This window comes from Streptococcus mitis SK564 (assembly GCF_000148525.1).
GTDB classification, from domain to species: domain Bacteria; phylum Bacillota; class Bacilli; order Lactobacillales; family Streptococcaceae; genus Streptococcus; species Streptococcus mitis_H.
Genome location: NZ_AEDU01000003.1, coordinates 35,232 through 50,276 on the forward strand (window position 1 = coordinate 35,232; position 15,045 = coordinate 50,276).

Below are 15,045 nucleotides of genomic sequence, written 5' to 3' on the forward strand. Positions count from 1 at the left end.
TGTAAGCGTCTCATGATATTTGATATACAAGCGATTTGAAGTTTTGGAACATATCCTACTGATTATTTCTTACTTGATTGGATAGATAGGTTTCCTGCATAACGATTAATATTTTATATTTGTTATGCAGGTATTTTACGGTGTACATCTAATAATGGAACATTAAGGTTATTTATACAGATTATAATTCGTTTAATACAGTTCCTCTTAGTCTCTTTACAAAATGACGAGCAATTAAATTGGAGATTTTATAGTCAATTGAAAAAATAACAAGACAAAAGAGCCTCAAAAAAAGTATTGCAACTTGGTAATACCTTTTTGAGGTGCTTTTTGATATGAGCCCATGTTTTTTAAATAGGATTGTACTCAGGTGAGTAGGGAGGAAGAGGTATAGTATATTGAATCTAGAATAGTGCACCGCAACTTCTAAATCCTTGTAATAAATTTATAATCAAGCTGTATCAGTTTTCAAGGAGGTTTAGATGTACTTTAGATTGGAAAATAAGGAGTCTCAGAAAGCACAAGAAATTGGGAATTTGATTCGTGCTTATAACCGTTCAAAAAGAGAAGAGGCTGAAAGTGAGCCACTTAATCTTTATGTCGAAGATGAAAAGGGCAATCTCCTGGCAGGTTTGATAGCAGAGACTTTTGGAAATTGGCTAGAAATCGAGTATTTGTTTGTGAAAGAGGAGCTACGAGGACAAGGAATCGGTTCAAGACTATTGCAGCAAGCAGAAACTGAAGCTAAGAATCGAAACTGTCGTTTTGCTTTTGTCAATACCTACCAGTTTCAAGCTCCAGATTTTTATAAAAGGCATGGCTACAAGGAAGTCTTTACCTTACAAGACTATCCCTACATTGGGCAAAGATATTATTACCAAAAGGATTTGTAAGGAGAATATGAAAGCATAAATCAAAGAGGGGGGATTGACATAAGTATGAAGTAGATTCTCGATAAATACCAGTTAAATCCTACACATTGTGTCTTTCTAGGTGATATTGAGGACAATACAATTGCATCTGAGAAATTGGGAATCAAGTCTTATCAGGTTAAGAAAAGAAGTGATGTCGTCGATATTTTGAAATCCTATATTTAAACTTAACACTCTCTATTTTGTGGTAGAGAGTTTTTTTGTTAATAAAATTTTACAAAATGACATTTATATATTGCATTGAGTTAGATATATGATATAATGTTGTTAAAAAGAGGCGCAACTTTTTAAAATTAATGAGAATCAAAGAGAAAACCAAGAATATTAATGGAGGAATAAAAAATGGAAGTTATAAATGTAAGTAAGCATTATGGTCATTCAATCATTCTCAAAGATATAAATTTTACACTTAATAAGGGTGAAATTGTTGGTCTAGTAGGGAGAAACGGAGTTGGCAAGAGTACATTGATGAAAATTCTTGTTCAGAATAATCAACCGACTTCAGGGAATATTATAAGTAGTGATAATGTCGGGTATTTAATTGAAGAACCAAAATTATTTTTATCTAAAACAGGTTTTGAGAATTTAAAATATTTGTCAAATTTATATGGTGTTAACTACAATCAAGAAAGATTTGGGAGTTTAATTCAAGAGTTAGATTTGATTCAGTCTATTAATAAAAAAGTAAAGACCTATTCTTTGGGTACAAAACAAAAATTAGCTTTGCTTCTAACCCTCGTTACGGAACCTGATATATTGATTTTAGATGAACCGACTAATGGTTTAGATATTGAATCATCACAAATAGTTTTGGCAGTTCTAAAAAATTTAGCTTTACATGAAAATGTGGGAATTTTAATATCGAGTCATAAATTAGAAGACATTGAAGAAATTTGTGAGAGGGTTCTTTTCTTGGAGAACGGGTTTTTGACATTCCAAAAAGTAGGAAAAGATAGTCATAATTGCTTGTTTGAGATAGCTTTTTCATCAGCTACAGATAAAGACATTTTCATTACCAAACAAGAATTTGGGGATATTGTTCAGGAAGAGGGACTGAGAATTACTATGTCTGGGAATATTCAAAGTAGTGAGCTTTTTAAATTTTTTAACGAAAACTCTATTAAAGTAGTTGATTTTGAAACTAAAAAAGAGACGCTTAAAGATATTTATCTAAATCGTTCAAAATAAAGGAAGGTTATAATCATGAAATTAAATAAATTGAATTTTCTTAAGGAAAATATAAGGGATTTATATTCATCAGGCGTAATATATCTCGGTTTGATTATCTCGTTTATACCGCCGATACTGGTTACATTCTTTATTCTAAAGACTCAAGGGACATCGCTTGGTATTAAGCATATTTCAAACTTTTATGCTATGCTCGGTATGTTAATGGCTGTTATACATGCTAACCGAATTATTAGCAGGGATTTTTCCCACAATACGATAAGTTTATTTTATAATCAACAGAAAAATCGGATGATTTACGTCTTGTCTAATTTTCTATATGCCATCTCAGTTTCCATTATTTATGCTTTGAATGGTATTGTGTTACTAGTCATCGTAAGTAAATTGGGTGTTCCAGGTGCTTTAGGATTAGATTTTATAGTAGCCATTGTAGTCAATACAATTTTGTTAGTCCTATTTTATTTTCTATTATCTTACATTTTCTATTTATACAAATTGAAAAGTGGCTTGGTATTTGGTATTTTAGTAGCTTTACTACTCTTTATCCCTAATATATTAAATACAATTATGATGAATACTAGTAATGATTTGTTTATCAAAGTAATTGAACTTCTTCCTTTTTATTCTTTACCTGTATTTGTGGCTTCAAATACGATGTCTATTAGTCAGTATCTTGTGGCAACCGCTACAATCATTTTATTGTACTTGTTCACTCTCAAGAAAAGCAAGGAGTATTCATTTTAGTTTTATTTAGTATTATTTTGCAGACTTAAAATCCAGCAAAAAATCAGTCATCTTGCTATGCTCCTGCTCTTGTTGTGTACACGTTTTTGTCTTATGCTAGACTCATTTCCAAAAGCATTATATAATAGTGATATGAAATCAACTAAACAAGAAATACAAGCAATCAAAACTCGTTTAAAAGATCCTACTAAAGCTAATATTAAATAAAAATAACAGGGTAAACTAGGAAGTTTATTTCAAACAACAACATACTGATTTTAGGCTGAAGATAATATTGGAGTGCTAATTAATGAGGTTATAATAAATAGCTGACAACTTGTGTTGGTTTTGGATTTTTTAAGAGTAGATGAGTATTAAAACTATAAGGAGGACACAAGTGGCTAAAAATTTAAAATTAAAATTAGCTCGTGTAGAGCTTGATTTAACTCAAGGTCAACTGGCAGAGGCTGTTGGGGTGACGCGCCAGACTATTGGTTTGATAGAGGCGGGAAAATATAATCCCAGTCTCTCGCTCTGCCAGTCCATTTGCAGATGTTTAGGGAAAACCCTAGACCAACTATTTTGGGAGGAAGAAGATGGTAAATAAATTCATTCATTATCAATTACTTGACGAAAGAGAAGAACAACTAATCAATAAAGCTGGAGCGGAATCCTTTACCCTCTTCATTGGACTTGTGCTTCTAAGCTATTTGGTGGCTGTATTAGCTCCCTCTCTTTTTAATCCGAATTTTCTAGTCTATACTCTGATAGTAGGAATTTTCTTCTTTTTCAACCGTGCCCGTTATCTGGGAGTGACCTACTATAGTCGTTTTCATTTTACGATTTTGGGTTGTTTTTTCCTAACATTGGCTATTACGGCTCTTTTGATGTTACAGAATTATCAATTTAACATAGAAATTTATCAGCACAATCCTTTGAACGTTAAATACCTGTCTGCTTGGGCAATTACTTATGTCATTTACCTTCCTTGGGTTTTTATCGGCAATCTTGGTCTGAAGAGCTATGGTGAATGGGCTCAGAAAAAATTTGAGCAAGATATGGATGAATTGGAGAGTGGTGAATAGCTTGTTACTCTTTTCTCAATCCAGCTAAAATGTGATATAATAGTACTAATTTATTGGAATACATGAAAGTTCTTGAAAATTTTCATGTATTTCTAGCTAAGGAAGTAGGAAAAGTATGTATCCAGATGATAGTTTGACATTGCACACGGACTTGTACCAGATCAACATGATGCAGGTTTACTTTGACCAAGGGATTCACAATAAAAAGGCGGTCTTTGAGGTGTATTTCCGCCAACAGCCTTTTAAGAATGGCTATGCGGTTTTTGCAGGTTTGGAAAGAATTGTGAACTATCTTGAAGACTTGCGTTTTTCAGATAGTGATATTGCCTATTTGGAGTCGCTTGGTTATCATGGGGCATTCTTGGACTACCTCCGCAATTTCAAGTTGGAGTTGACTGTTCGTTCTGCCCAAGAAGGGGATTTGGTCTTTGCTAATGAACCGATTGTGCAGGTGGAAGGCCCTCTAGCCCAATGTCAGTTGGTTGAAACAGCCCTTTTGAACATCGTCAACTACCAGACCTTGGTGGCGACTAAGGCAGCTCGTATTCGTTCGGTCATCGAAGATGAACCCTTGATGGAGTTTGGGACACGTCGGGCTCAAGAGATGGATGCGGCTATCTGGGGAACACGCGCAGCGGTGATTGGTGGTGCCAATGGAACTAGCAACGTGCGTGCTGGTAAACTCTTTGAAATTCCTGTTTTGGGGACCCATGCCCATTCTTTGGTACAGGTTTATGGTAACGACTATGAGGCTTTCAAGGCTTATGCTGCGACCCATAAAAATTGCGTCTTTCTTGTGGATACCTATGACACTCTTCGTATCGGTGTACCAGCGGCCATTCAGGTGGCGCGTGAGCTGGGTGACCAGATTAACTTTATGGGTGTGCGGATTGACTCTGGGGATATTGCCTACATTTCCAAGAAAGTCCGTCAGCAACTGGATGAGGCTGGCTTTACAGAGGCTAAGATTTATGCTTCTAATGATTTGGATGAAAATACCATCCTCAACCTCAAGATGCAAAAGGCCAAGATTGATGTCTGGGGCGTGGGTACCAAGCTGATCACAGCCTATGACCAGCCAGCTCTTGGGGCAGTTTACAAGATTGTTGCAATCGAAGATGAAAATGGTCAGATGCGCAATACCATCAAGCTGTCTAATAATGCGGAAAAAGTGTCTACGCCAGGTAAGAAGCAGGTGTGGCGCATTACCAGTCGTGAAAAAGGCAAGTCAGAGGGTGACTACATCACTTATGATGGTGTGAATGTGAGTGACATGACAGAAATCAAGATGTTCCATCCGACCTATACTTATATCAAGAAGACGGTTCGTAATTTTGATGCTGTGCCTCTCTTGGTGGATATTTTCAAGGACGGGAAATTGATTTATAACCTGCCTAGTTTGACTGAGATTCAGGACTATGCTCGTAAGGAATTTGACAAGTTGTGGGATGAGTACAAGCGCGTGCTCAATCCGCAGCATTATCCAGTGGATTTGGCGCGTGATGTATGGCAAGACAAGATGGACTTGATTGACAAGATGCGCAAGGAATCCCTTGGTGAAGGAGAAGAAGAATGAGTTTGCAAGAAACGATTATCCAAGAGTTGGGTGTGAAACCAGTGATTGATGCCCAGGAAGAAATCCGTCGTTCCATTGATTTCTTAAAAAGATATCTGAAAAAACATCCCTTCCTAAAAACCTTTGTACTAGGGATTTCTGGAGGACAAGACTCAACCTTGGCAGGACGCTTGGCCCAATTAGCTATGGAAGAACTGCGAGCTGAAACGGGCGATGACAGCTACAAATTTATCGCTGTCCGTCTGCCTTATGGAGTGCAAGCTGATGAAGCAGATGCTCAAAAAGCTCTTGCTTTCATCCAACCAGATATTAGCTTGGTTGTGAATATCAAGGAATCAGCTGACGCCATGACGGCAGCAGTTGAAGCGACAGGTAGTCCTGTCTCAGACTTCAACAAGGGCAATATCAAGGCTCGTTGTCGTATGATTGCTCAGTATGCCCTTGCAGGTGTCCATAGCGGAGCGGTCATTGGTACAGATCATGCTGCGGAAAATATCACAGGTTTCTTTACCAAGTTTGGTGACGGTGGTGCGGATATTCTCCCTCTTTATCGCCTCAATAAACGCCAAGGAAAACAACTCTTACAGGAACTTGGTGCAGACCCAGCCCTTTATGAAAAAATCCCAACGGCAGACCTGGAAGAAGACAAACCAGGCCTAGCTGACGAAGTAGCCCTCGGAGTCACTTATGAAGAGATTGACGACTACCTAGAAGGCAAAACAATCAGCCCAGAAGCCCAAGCGACCATTGAAAACTGGTGGCATAAAGGCCAACACAAACGCCACCTACCAATCACCGTCTTTGATGACTTTTGGGAGTAAAAAGGTCCGGGGGACCTTTTCAGCCTCTCACCTTGAAATAAGAAAGTGAGAGAAGGTCCAGTGGGCCTTTTTAGCTTATTACCTTGAAATTAAAAAGTAAAACAAATTTCAATGGAGATTGGACAGAGAATCATCTATCAGAAAGTGAGGTAGTATCGTGAAATCTATCGGTACACAAATATTACAAACAGAACGTTTGATTTTAAGAAGATTTGTGGAGAGTGATGCAGAAGCCATGTTTCAAAATTGGGCTTCATCCGCTGAGAATCTGACCTATGTTACCTGGGATCCCCATCCTGATGTCGAAATTACTCGAAACTCCATTCGAAATTGGGTTGCCTCCTATACCAATCCTAACTATTACAAATGGGCCATTTGTCTCAAAGAGAACCCAGAACAAGTGATAGGAGATATCAGCATCGTTGCAATAGATGAGAACGATTCTTCTTGTGAAATTGGCTATGTTTTAGGAAAAAACTATTGGGGTCGTGGTCTTATGACAGAGGCCTTAAAAGCTGTCTTGGACTTTTGTTTTACTCAAGTAGGCTTTCAAAAAGTCAAAGCTCGATATGCCAGTCTCAACCCAGCTTCAGGTCGTGTCATGGAAAAGGCTGGAATGTCCTATCTACAAACGATTGTTAATGGTGTAGAGAGAAAAGGCTATCTTGCGGATCTTATTTATTATCAGATAAGTAAGAAGGATAGATAAGCTTAACATTTATTGCTTATCCGCTGTTCTTATTTTTTTATTTACTATTTCATTTATCCTTTCTTTTCCGAATAAATAAATAGATAGAGTCAGTGAATCTAGTAATCCTAGATTAAAAAATGTGCTATAATGAAAGGAGAGAAAGAATGATTCTCAGACATCCGGGCATCAGCCCGACCAACGATTTGGTTGCTAAGAAGATTTTTAGCAATCCAGAAATCACTTGTCAATTTATTCGCGATATGTTGGATTTACCTGCAAAAACTGTAACGATTTTGGAGGGAAGCAATATTCATGTCTTGCCTACCCTGTCGTACTCGGCGCAGGATTTCTATACCAGTATAGACGTCTTAGCGGAGTTGGACAATGGGACACAAGTAATTATTGAGATTCAGGTGCATCATCAGAATTTTTTCATCAATCGCCTGTGGGCTTACCTGTGTAGTCAGGTCAATCAAAATCTTGAAAAAATTCGCCAGCAAGAAGGCAATACTCACCAGAGTTATAAACACATCGCACCAGTATACGCTATCGCAATTGTAGATAGTAACTACTTTCAAGATGATCAAGCTTTTCATAGCTTTAGTATGCGAGAGGACACGACAGGTGAGGTCTTAACCATAACAAATAACGGTCAAGAAAACCATCTGGTCAAGATGGCATTCTTGGAATTAAAAAAATACAGAGAAACCAGCAAAGACAAGGTTCGCAAGCCGTGGTTGGAGTTTTTTGGGAACAAGCCCTTTACCCAACAACCTGAGCGAGCCATCAGCCAAGCAGACCAACTGCTGGACTACAAGAGCTGGTCCGAGGAGGACAGGAAAATGTTTAGTCAACTACGTATGCGAGAAGAACAAGCATTATTGGCTCATGACTATGCCTTGGAGCAAGCTGAAGAAAAAGGCTTAGAACGTGGCCGTGCAGAGGGAATCAAAGAGGGGTTAAAAGTAGGTTTAGTAAATCTAGTTCGCCAAGGTCTTCTAACACCTGAGGTTGCCAGCCAGCAATTGGGAATGACCGTTGCTGAGTTTGAGGCCTTGTTGTAAGACTATTACCAATAATGGTTAAAATGGGGTTCTTAGAACTAAAAAATACAGAGGAACCAGCAAAGATAAGGTTCGTAAACCGTGGTTGGAGTTTTTGTAAATCAGTAAATCAATGACAGATTTTTCCGCGATAGATGGAAGAATCTGTTTTTTAATTTACTAAATGTTGGCTCAAAAAACTAAGATAGCTTACCCTTTTACTCATGTTTTTTTGATTTATTTGAAGTATAACCTGATTAAATTCCTATTTTTCCCTATCATTTTCCCTATTTTTTCTGGAGTTTTGGGGCTATAATAGTCCTATCAAATCAAAGAATGGAGGAAGGCAATGGATAATATAATCTTTTTTATCAGTGTTTTTCTTGCTGGAATTCTTTCCTTCTTTTCTCCTTGTATTTTACCCTTGTTACCGGTTTATGCAGGGGTCTTGTTGGATGACAAAGATGGTGCTCAGGCTTCTAGTGGAAAATATTCAATCTCAGTTGTTAGTTTATTGCGAACTCTGGCCTTTATAGCGGGTATTTCTTTTATCTTTATCTTACTGGGATATGGTGCTGGTTTTTTAGGCAATTTGCTGTATGCTTCTTGGTTTCAGTATGTGACGGGTGCGGTTATCATTCTCTTGGGCTTGCACCAGATGGAAGTCTTACATTTGAAAGGACTTTACAAGGAAAGAAGGTTACAATTAAATAGACAAGGGCAAAAGGGTAAGGAATATAGTCAGGCATTTTTACTGGGCTTGACCTTTAGTTTTGCTTGGACGCCATGTGTGGGACCGGTTCTGGGCTCTGTTTTAGCCTTGGCGGCTTCAGGTGGCTCAGGTGCTTGGCAGGGAGCTGGTCTCATGTTGGTTTACACGCTGGGTTTGGCACTACCATTCTTGGTTCTAGCTCTTGCCTCCAGCTATGTTTTGAAACATTTCCGAAAACTTCATCCCTACCTTGGAACCCTCAAAAAAGTAGGTGGTTTCCTCATTATCGTGATGGGAATCTTGGTGCTTTTGGGAAATGCTTCTATTTTAACAAGATTATTTGAATAGAGAGGAATAAGAAATGAAAAAATGGCAAACATGTCTCCTTGGAGTAGGCTCAATTTGTTGCTTGGCAGCCTGTTCGGCTAAAAATATGTCAGACGAATCTACCATGAAGGAGCAAACAAAAACAGAACAAGTCAGTGCGCAAACTGCGACTAAAGGTCAGGCGGTTGCTGATTTTGAACTAACGGGAGTAGACGGCAAGACATATCGCTTGTCTGATTACAAGGGCAAGAAAGTCTATCTCAAATTCTGGGCTTCTTGGTGTTCCATCTGTCTAGCTAGTCTTCCTGACACGGATGAAATTGCTAAAGATGCTGGAGACGACTATGTGGTCTTGACAGTGGTGTCTCCTGGACATAAGGGGGAACAAGCAGAATCAGACTTTAAGAACTGGTACAAGGGCTTGGATTATAAAAATTTCCCAGTTCTAATTGACCCATCAGGTAAACTTTTGGAAACTTATGGTGTTCGTTCTTATCCAACTCAAGCCTTTATAGACAAGGAAGGTAAGCTAGTCAAAACGCAACCTGGTTTTATGGATAAGGATATGATTTTAAAAACATTGAAAGAAATGGGGTAGAGAAAGGTCATGAATGATAAAGTAAAATTGTTTGTCTTGGCAGGAATCTTTTTCCTAGCCATAACCGGTTTCTATTTTCTATTGATGCGAAATGCAGGGCAGACAGATAGCTCGCAAATTGAGAAAGCATCAGTTAGCCAAGGAGGAAAAACAGTGAAAAAAACAGAAGTGAGTAAAGATGCAGACTTGCACGAAATTTATCTAGCTGGTGGATGTTTCTGGGGAGTTGAGGAGTATTTTTCTCGCGTTCCTGGTGTGACAGATGCCGTATCAGGCTATGCAAATGGTAGAGGGGAAACAACCAAGTACGAATTGATTAACCAAACAGGTCATGCGGAGACTGTCCATGTTACCTATGATGCCAAGCAAATTTCCCTCAAGGAAATCCTGCTTCATTATTTCCGCATTATCAATCCAACCAGCAAAAATAAACAAGGAAATGATGTGGGAACCCAGTACCGTACTGGTGTTTATTACACAGATGACAAGGATTTAGAGGTGATTAACCAGGTCTTTGATGAGGTAGCGAAGAAATACGATCAACCTCTAGCAGTTGAAAAGGAGGCCTTGAAGAATTTTGTGGTGGCTGAGGACTATCACCAAGACTATCTCAAGAAAAATCCAAATGGCTACTGCCATATCAATGTCAATCAGGCGGCTTATCCTGTCATTGATGCCAGCAAATATCCCAAACCAAGTGATGAAGAATTGAAAAAGACCCTGTCACCTGAGGAGTATGCAGTTACCCAGAAAAATCAAACAGAACGGGCTTTCTCAAACCGCTACTGGGATAAATTTGAATCTGGTATCTATGTGGATGTGGCAACTGGCGAACCCCTCTTTTCATCAAAGGATAAGTTTGAGTCTGGTTGTGGCTGGCCTAGTTTCACCCAACCAATCAGTCCAGATGTTGCCACCTATAAGGAAGATAAGTCCTACAATATGACACGCATGGAAGTGCGGAGCCGAGTTGGAGATTCTCACCTTGGTCATGTCTTTACGGACGGCCCACAGGACAAGGGTGGCTTGCGCTACTGTATTAATAGTCTCTCTATCCGCTTTATTCCCAAAGACCAAATGGAAGAAAAAGGCTACGCTTATTTACTAGATTATGTCGATTAAGAGGGCTTTCCTAAGCAGTTAGAGGAGAATTTTGCTATACTGATACTAGTAAGTGACAAAGGAGAGAAGCATGACCTATACAATCTTAATTGTAGAAGATGAATATCTGGTAAGACAAGGCTTGACCAAACTGGTTAATGTAGCAGCCTACGATATGGAAATCATCGGTCAAGCTGAAAATGGAAGACAGGCTTGGGAATTGATACAAAAGCAAGTTCCAGATATCATTCTAACCGATATCAACATGCCTCAGTTAAATGGCCTTCAGTTAGCCAGTCTGGTCCGAGAAACCTATCCTCAGGTTCATCTAGTTTTTTTGACAGGCTACGATGATTTTGATTATGCCTTATCTGCTGTCAAACTAGGTGTGGACGATTACCTTCTCAAGCCCTTTTCTCGTCAGGATATTGAGGAAATGCTGGGGAAAATCAAGCAGAAGTTGGATAAGGAAGAAAAGGAGGAGCAGTTACAAGATTTATTGACTGATAAGTTTGAGGGAAATATTGCTCAGAAAATCCAGTCCCATCTGGCTGATAGCCAGTTTGGTTTAAAGTCTTTAGCCAGTGACTTGGGCTTTAGTCCGACTTATCTGAGTTCTTTGATTAAGAAAGAATTGGGTCTGCCTTTTCAGGATTATCTGGTGAGAGAACGTGTCAAACAAGCCAAGCTTTTGCTTTTAACTACAGATCTGAAGATTTATGAGATCGCAGAGAAGGTTGGTTTTGAAGATATGAACTATTTTACCCAACGTTTTAAACAGATTGCAGGTGTGACACCTCGTCAGTTTAAGAAGGGGGAAGGTCGATGAAGCGTTCTTCTCTCCTAGTCAGAATGGTGATTTCCATCTTTCTGGTCTTTCTCATTCTCCTAGCTCTGGTTGGGACTTTCTACTATCAATCTAGTTCTTCAGCCATTGAGGCTAGCATTGAGGGCAATAGCCAGACGACTATTAGCCAAACTAGCCACTTTATCCAGTCTTATATCAAAAAATTAGAAACCACCTCGACTAGTTTGACCCAGCAGACGGATGTCCTAGCCTATGCTGAGAATCCCAGTCAAGACAAGGTCAAGGGAATTCGAGATCTATTTTTGACTATATTGAAGGCAGACCAAGACTTGAAAACGGTGGTACTGGTCACCAAATCCGGTCAGGTCATTTCTACAGATGATAGTGTGCAAATGAAAACTTCCTCTGATATGATGGCTGAGGATTGGTACCAAAAGGCCATTCATCAGGGAGCCATGCCAGTTTTGACTCCAGCTCGTAAATCAGATAGTCAATGGGTCATTTCTGTCACTCAAGAACTTGTTGATGCAAAGGGAGTTAATCTGGGTGTGATTCGTTTGGATATTTCTTATGAAACTCTGGAAGCCTATCTAAATCAACTTCAGTTGGGTCAGCAGGGCTTTGCCTTTATTATCAATGAAAACCATGAATTTGTTTATCATCCTCAACACACAGTCTATAGTTCGTCTAGCGAAATGGAGGCCATGAAACCCTATATTGAGACAGGGCAGGGCTATACTCCAGATCACAAATCCTATGTCAGTCAGGAAAAGATTGTAGGAACTGATTGGACGGTTATAGGTGTGTCTTCGTTGGAGAAGTTAGACCAGGTTCGGAGTCAGCTCTTGTGGACCTTGCTTGGTGCCAGTGTCACCTCTCTTCTTGCTTGTCTCTGTTTGGTATGGTTCAGTCTCAAGCGCTGGATTGCTCCTTTGAAGGATTTGAGAGATACCATGCTGGAGATTGCTTCTGGTAATCAGAATCTTCGTGCCAAGGAAACTGGTGCCTATGAACTGAGAGAAGTGACTCGTCAGTTCAATGCCATGTTGGATCAGATTGATCAGCTGATGGCGGATATTCGCAGGCAGGAAGAAACAACCCGTCAGTACCAACTTCAAGCCCTATCGAGCCAGATTAATCCGCATTTCCTCTATAATACCTTGGATACCATCATTTGGATGGCTGAATTTCAGGACAGTCAGAGGGTGGTTCAGGTGACCAAGTCCTTGGCGACCTACTTCCGCTTGGCGCTCAATCAAGGCAAGGACTTGATTTACCTGTCTGACGAAATCAACCATGTCCGCCAGTATCTCTTTATCCAGAAACAACGTTATGGGGATAAGCTGGAATACGAGATTGCTGAAAATCCTGCCTTTGATCATCTAGTCTTGCCCAAGCTGGTGTTACAACCTCTGGTGGAAAATGCTCTTTACCATGGCATCAAGGAGAAGGAAGGTCAGGGACATATTAGAGTTTCTGTCCAGAAACAGGATTCGGGCTTGGTCATCCGCATTGAGGATGATGGCGTTGGCTTCCAAGTTGCTGGCGATAGTAGTCAAAGTCAGCTCAAACGTGGGGGAGTTGGTCTGCAAAATGTTGACCAACGGCTCAAACTTCATTTTGGAGAACATTACCAGATGAAGATCGATTCTATTCCCTCAAAAGGGACGACGGTTGAAATATACATAAATAGAATAGAAACTAACTAACTCTCAGTCAATTCTGGGAGTTTTATGCAGGTTGGAGTAAGATTTTCAGGTTGTCTATCTTGCTAAAAACAAGAAAAAACGATATGATAGATAGTGACAAAAGAGGTATCAAGTATGAAGGAAAAAGACATTCAAAGAGAAACAAGCCAGATTGTAAAAGATGTATTGGAAAAGGCCAATTTGAAGCAAGAATCCATCTTTGTTTTGGGCCTTTCTTCTAGTGAAGTGATAGGTGGTCAGATTGGCAAGGAATCCAGCCAAGAAATTGGCGAAATCATTGTGAAGACTATCCTAGATATCCTAGAGGAAAAAGGAATTCATCTAGCTGTTCAAGGTTGTGAACATGTCAATCGGGCCCTCGTTGTTGAACGTCAGGTGGCAGAGCAGTTTGGTCTGGAAATGGTCAGTGTCCTTCCTACCCTTCATGCAGGAGGTTCAGGTCAGTTGGCAGCCTTCAAGTTTATGCAAGATCCAGTTGAGGTTGAATTTATCAAGGCTCATGCTGGATTGGATATCGGAGACACTGCAATTGGCATGCATGTCAAGCATGTTCAGGTTCCGATTCGCCCTCTTTTGAGAGAGATTGGTCATGCCCACGTAACGGCGTTGGCTAGTCGTCCAAAATTAATTGGAGGTGCGCGTGCGTATTATCCACAAGATTCTATTAGAAAGTCGTGAAAATGAGAAAAACAAAACAACAACTAGAAAAAATCACAAAATATTCAATTCGTAAGTTAACTGTTGGGGTAGGTCCTGTAGCAATCGGTGCTTTCCTTTTTGGTGCTAGTACTCTTTCAGTAGATAAGGTTCAAGCCAATGAAGTTGGCGGTGCTCACAGTGTTCATTACCGTTATTTGGCGGAGCAGGAATTGACCGAGTCTGAAAAAGCCCTGATTCACCATGAGGTTCCTACAGAATTTCAAGATGATGATATTCTATATGTAGTTTATCGTAAGAAGGCAACTAACAGTCAACAACTTCCTTATACAGGAAGTAAGGAACTAGCTTTGGCAGGTCTTGGCTTGGCAACGGCTTCTCTAGCAGTCTTTTTGGTGTCCAAAAAAGGTCGCAAAGAGGTTCTAGGTGTTCTCTTGATTGGTTCTTTAGGAGCTAGCACGTTTGTGCCTTACGGGACATTTGCATTTGAAAATAAAGAATTGCTTTCTTATAACCAAACTATTTCGGCTACTACACATGAAGGTTTAGCTGAAGGGATTATTCATATTGATGGCTATGAATACATTGGCTACTTCAAGGAAGCAGAACTCCATCCATCAAGACCAGTTTCTGAGAAGCCTCAGTTGCCAGTCGAAAAGCAAAGTTCAAAAGAAATCGAGAAAACAGAAGTCGTTCAAGAAAGACCTGCTGTCACTCCAGAAACTGTCATCGAAAAACCTGTAGTAGAGACTCCAGTTGCTCCTGCTGTTGAACCAGTTTCTGAGAAGCCTCAGGTTAGACAGGAAGAGAGCTTGGTGGAGATTCCTTTTGAAACGGTCACAAGTCCAGATGCGAATCTAGCAGAAGGAAAGACTCGTATCGTCACAGCAGGAGTAAAGGGTCAGCGTCGTCTTGTAACTAAAGTATCGATGGTCAATGGTCAAGAAGTTAGAGAAGTCATTGAAGACCAAGTGGTTCAAAATCCTGTGCCGCAAGTCATTGCAGTCGGAACTAAGAAAGAGGTGCAACCTGCCCCAACTCCAGTACCACAAACTGAACCAAGCCACCAAGTAG

General features: G+C 39.8%; 16 protein-coding genes and 1 pseudogene. 16 read left to right on the forward strand and 1 reads right to left on the reverse strand.

Features of this window, described 5'->3' with window-relative positions:
* Positions 1-254: 254 nt before the first annotated feature.
* Positions 255-392 (reverse strand): annotated as a pseudogene (locus tag SMSK564_RS13100) (IS630 family transposase); the annotation flags it as partial.
* Positions 393-482: 90 nt separating this feature from the next.
* Between SMSK564_RS13100 and SMSK564_RS03545 the strand changes: the two are divergent.
* The 16 genes from SMSK564_RS03545 to SMSK564_RS0101930 form a co-directional block, all read left to right on the forward strand.
* The gene (locus SMSK564_RS03545; RefSeq protein ID WP_000273899.1) at positions 483-893 is read left to right on the forward strand and encodes a GNAT family N-acetyltransferase; all 411 of its coding nucleotides are present in this window, start codon (positions 483-485) and stop codon (positions 891-893) included.
* A 381-nt stretch (positions 894-1,274) separates the two neighbouring features.
* On the forward strand, positions 1,275-2,120 hold the full coding sequence (locus SMSK564_RS03550; protein WP_000452053.1) for an ABC transporter ATP-binding protein: 846 nt from the start codon (positions 1,275-1,277) through the stop codon (positions 2,118-2,120).
* 15 nt (positions 2,121-2,135) lie between these two features.
* On the forward strand, positions 2,136-2,864 hold the full coding sequence (locus tag SMSK564_RS03555; protein WP_000773483.1) for an ABC transporter permease: 729 nt from the start codon (positions 2,136-2,138) through the stop codon (positions 2,862-2,864).
* A 376-nt stretch (positions 2,865-3,240) separates the two neighbouring features.
* A complete protein-coding gene (locus SMSK564_RS03560) occupies positions 3,241-3,450 on the forward strand; it encodes a helix-turn-helix transcriptional regulator (protein WP_001107500.1) in 210 nt (69 codons plus the stop codon).
* The gene (locus SMSK564_RS03565) at positions 3,440-3,928 is read left to right on the forward strand and encodes a DUF6773 family protein (protein WP_000247411.1); all 489 of its coding nucleotides are present in this window, start codon (positions 3,440-3,442) and stop codon (positions 3,926-3,928) included. Before SMSK564_RS03560 ends, SMSK564_RS03565 begins: the two co-directional genes overlap by 11 nt.
* Before the next feature lie 115 nt (positions 3,929-4,043).
* Positions 4,044-5,504: a nicotinate phosphoribosyltransferase gene (locus SMSK564_RS03570; RefSeq protein WP_000283123.1), complete on the forward strand. Its 1,461-nt coding sequence runs from the start codon at positions 4,044-4,046 to the stop codon at positions 5,502-5,504.
* Positions 5,501-6,325, forward strand: a complete 825-nt coding sequence (gene nadE, locus SMSK564_RS03575) for an ammonia-dependent NAD(+) synthetase (protein WP_000058025.1) — start codon at positions 5,501-5,503, stop codon at positions 6,323-6,325. Before SMSK564_RS03570 ends, nadE begins: the two co-directional genes overlap by 4 nt.
* A gap of 157 nt (positions 6,326-6,482) precedes the next feature.
* Positions 6,483-7,034, forward strand: a complete 552-nt coding sequence (locus SMSK564_RS03580; protein ID WP_000835664.1) for a GNAT family N-acetyltransferase — start codon at positions 6,483-6,485, stop codon at positions 7,032-7,034.
* A gap of 146 nt (positions 7,035-7,180) precedes the next feature.
* Entirely contained in the window at positions 7,181-8,080 is a 900-nt protein-coding gene (locus SMSK564_RS03585) for an Rpn family recombination-promoting nuclease/putative transposase (protein ID WP_000603352.1), read from the forward strand.
* Positions 8,081-8,408: 328 nt separating this feature from the next.
* A complete protein-coding gene (gene ccdA2, locus SMSK564_RS03590) occupies positions 8,409-9,119 on the forward strand; it encodes a thiol-disulfide oxidoreductase-associated membrane protein CcdA2 (RefSeq protein WP_000368752.1) in 711 nt (236 codons plus the stop codon).
* A 13-nt stretch (positions 9,120-9,132) separates the two neighbouring features.
* Positions 9,133-9,696, forward strand: coding sequence for a redoxin family protein (locus SMSK564_RS03595; protein WP_000759260.1), 564 nt, complete (start codon positions 9,133-9,135; stop codon positions 9,694-9,696).
* 9 nt (positions 9,697-9,705) lie between these two features.
* Positions 9,706-10,818, forward strand: coding sequence for a peptide-methionine (R)-S-oxide reductase MsrB (gene msrB, locus SMSK564_RS03600; RefSeq protein ID WP_000998574.1), 1,113 nt, complete (start codon positions 9,706-9,708; stop codon positions 10,816-10,818).
* 70 nt (positions 10,819-10,888) lie between these two features.
* Positions 10,889-11,626 carry a response regulator transcription factor gene (locus SMSK564_RS03605; RefSeq protein ID WP_000222630.1) on the forward strand — a complete coding sequence of 246 codons (738 nt, stop codon included), beginning with the start codon at positions 10,889-10,891 and terminating at the stop codon, positions 11,624-11,626.
* Positions 11,623-13,314 (forward strand): cache domain-containing sensor histidine kinase, encoded by a 1,692-nt coding sequence (locus tag SMSK564_RS03610; protein ID WP_000831066.1) that lies wholly within the window; start codon positions 11,623-11,625, stop codon positions 13,312-13,314. The genes SMSK564_RS03605 and SMSK564_RS03610 overlap by 4 nt, the downstream gene beginning before the upstream one ends.
* A gap of 114 nt (positions 13,315-13,428) precedes the next feature.
* Positions 13,429-13,992: a TIGR01440 family protein gene (locus SMSK564_RS03615; protein ID WP_000659513.1), complete on the forward strand. Its 564-nt coding sequence runs from the start codon at positions 13,429-13,431 to the stop codon at positions 13,990-13,992.
* Positions 13,993-13,994: 2 nt separating this feature from the next.
* On the forward strand, positions 13,995-15,045 hold a 1,051-nt coding region (locus tag SMSK564_RS0101930), incomplete at its 3' end, for a G5 domain-containing protein (protein WP_001232694.1).

Bases quoted from the DNA above. Each gene is read 5' to 3' on its own strand.
- SMSK564_RS03545 (WP_000273899.1), top strand. From the start codon at position 483: ATGTACTTTAGATTGGAAAATAAGGAGTCTCAGAAAGCACAAGAAATT.
- SMSK564_RS03550 (WP_000452053.1), top strand. From the start codon at position 1,275: ATGGAAGTTATAAATGTAAGTAAGCATTATGGTCATTCAATCATTCTC.
- SMSK564_RS03555 (WP_000773483.1), top strand. From the start codon at position 2,136: ATGAAATTAAATAAATTGAATTTTCTTAAGGAAAATATAAGGGATTTA.
- SMSK564_RS03565 (WP_000247411.1), top strand. From the start codon at position 3,440: ATGGTAAATAAATTCATTCATTATCAATTACTTGACGAAAGAGAAGAA.
- SMSK564_RS03570 (WP_000283123.1), top strand. From the start codon at position 4,044: ATGTATCCAGATGATAGTTTGACATTGCACACGGACTTGTACCAGATC.
- nadE (WP_000058025.1), top strand. From the start codon at position 5,501: ATGAGTTTGCAAGAAACGATTATCCAAGAGTTGGGTGTGAAACCAGTG.
- SMSK564_RS03585 (WP_000603352.1), top strand. From the start codon at position 7,181: ATGATTCTCAGACATCCGGGCATCAGCCCGACCAACGATTTGGTTGCT.
- ccdA2 (WP_000368752.1), top strand. From the start codon at position 8,409: ATGGATAATATAATCTTTTTTATCAGTGTTTTTCTTGCTGGAATTCTT.
- SMSK564_RS03595 (WP_000759260.1), top strand. From the start codon at position 9,133: ATGAAAAAATGGCAAACATGTCTCCTTGGAGTAGGCTCAATTTGTTGC.
- msrB (WP_000998574.1), top strand. From the start codon at position 9,706: ATGAATGATAAAGTAAAATTGTTTGTCTTGGCAGGAATCTTTTTCCTA.
- SMSK564_RS03605 (WP_000222630.1), top strand. From the start codon at position 10,889: ATGACCTATACAATCTTAATTGTAGAAGATGAATATCTGGTAAGACAA.
- SMSK564_RS03610 (WP_000831066.1), top strand. From the start codon at position 11,623: ATGAAGCGTTCTTCTCTCCTAGTCAGAATGGTGATTTCCATCTTTCTG.
- SMSK564_RS03615 (WP_000659513.1), top strand. From the start codon at position 13,429: ATGAAGGAAAAAGACATTCAAAGAGAAACAAGCCAGATTGTAAAAGAT.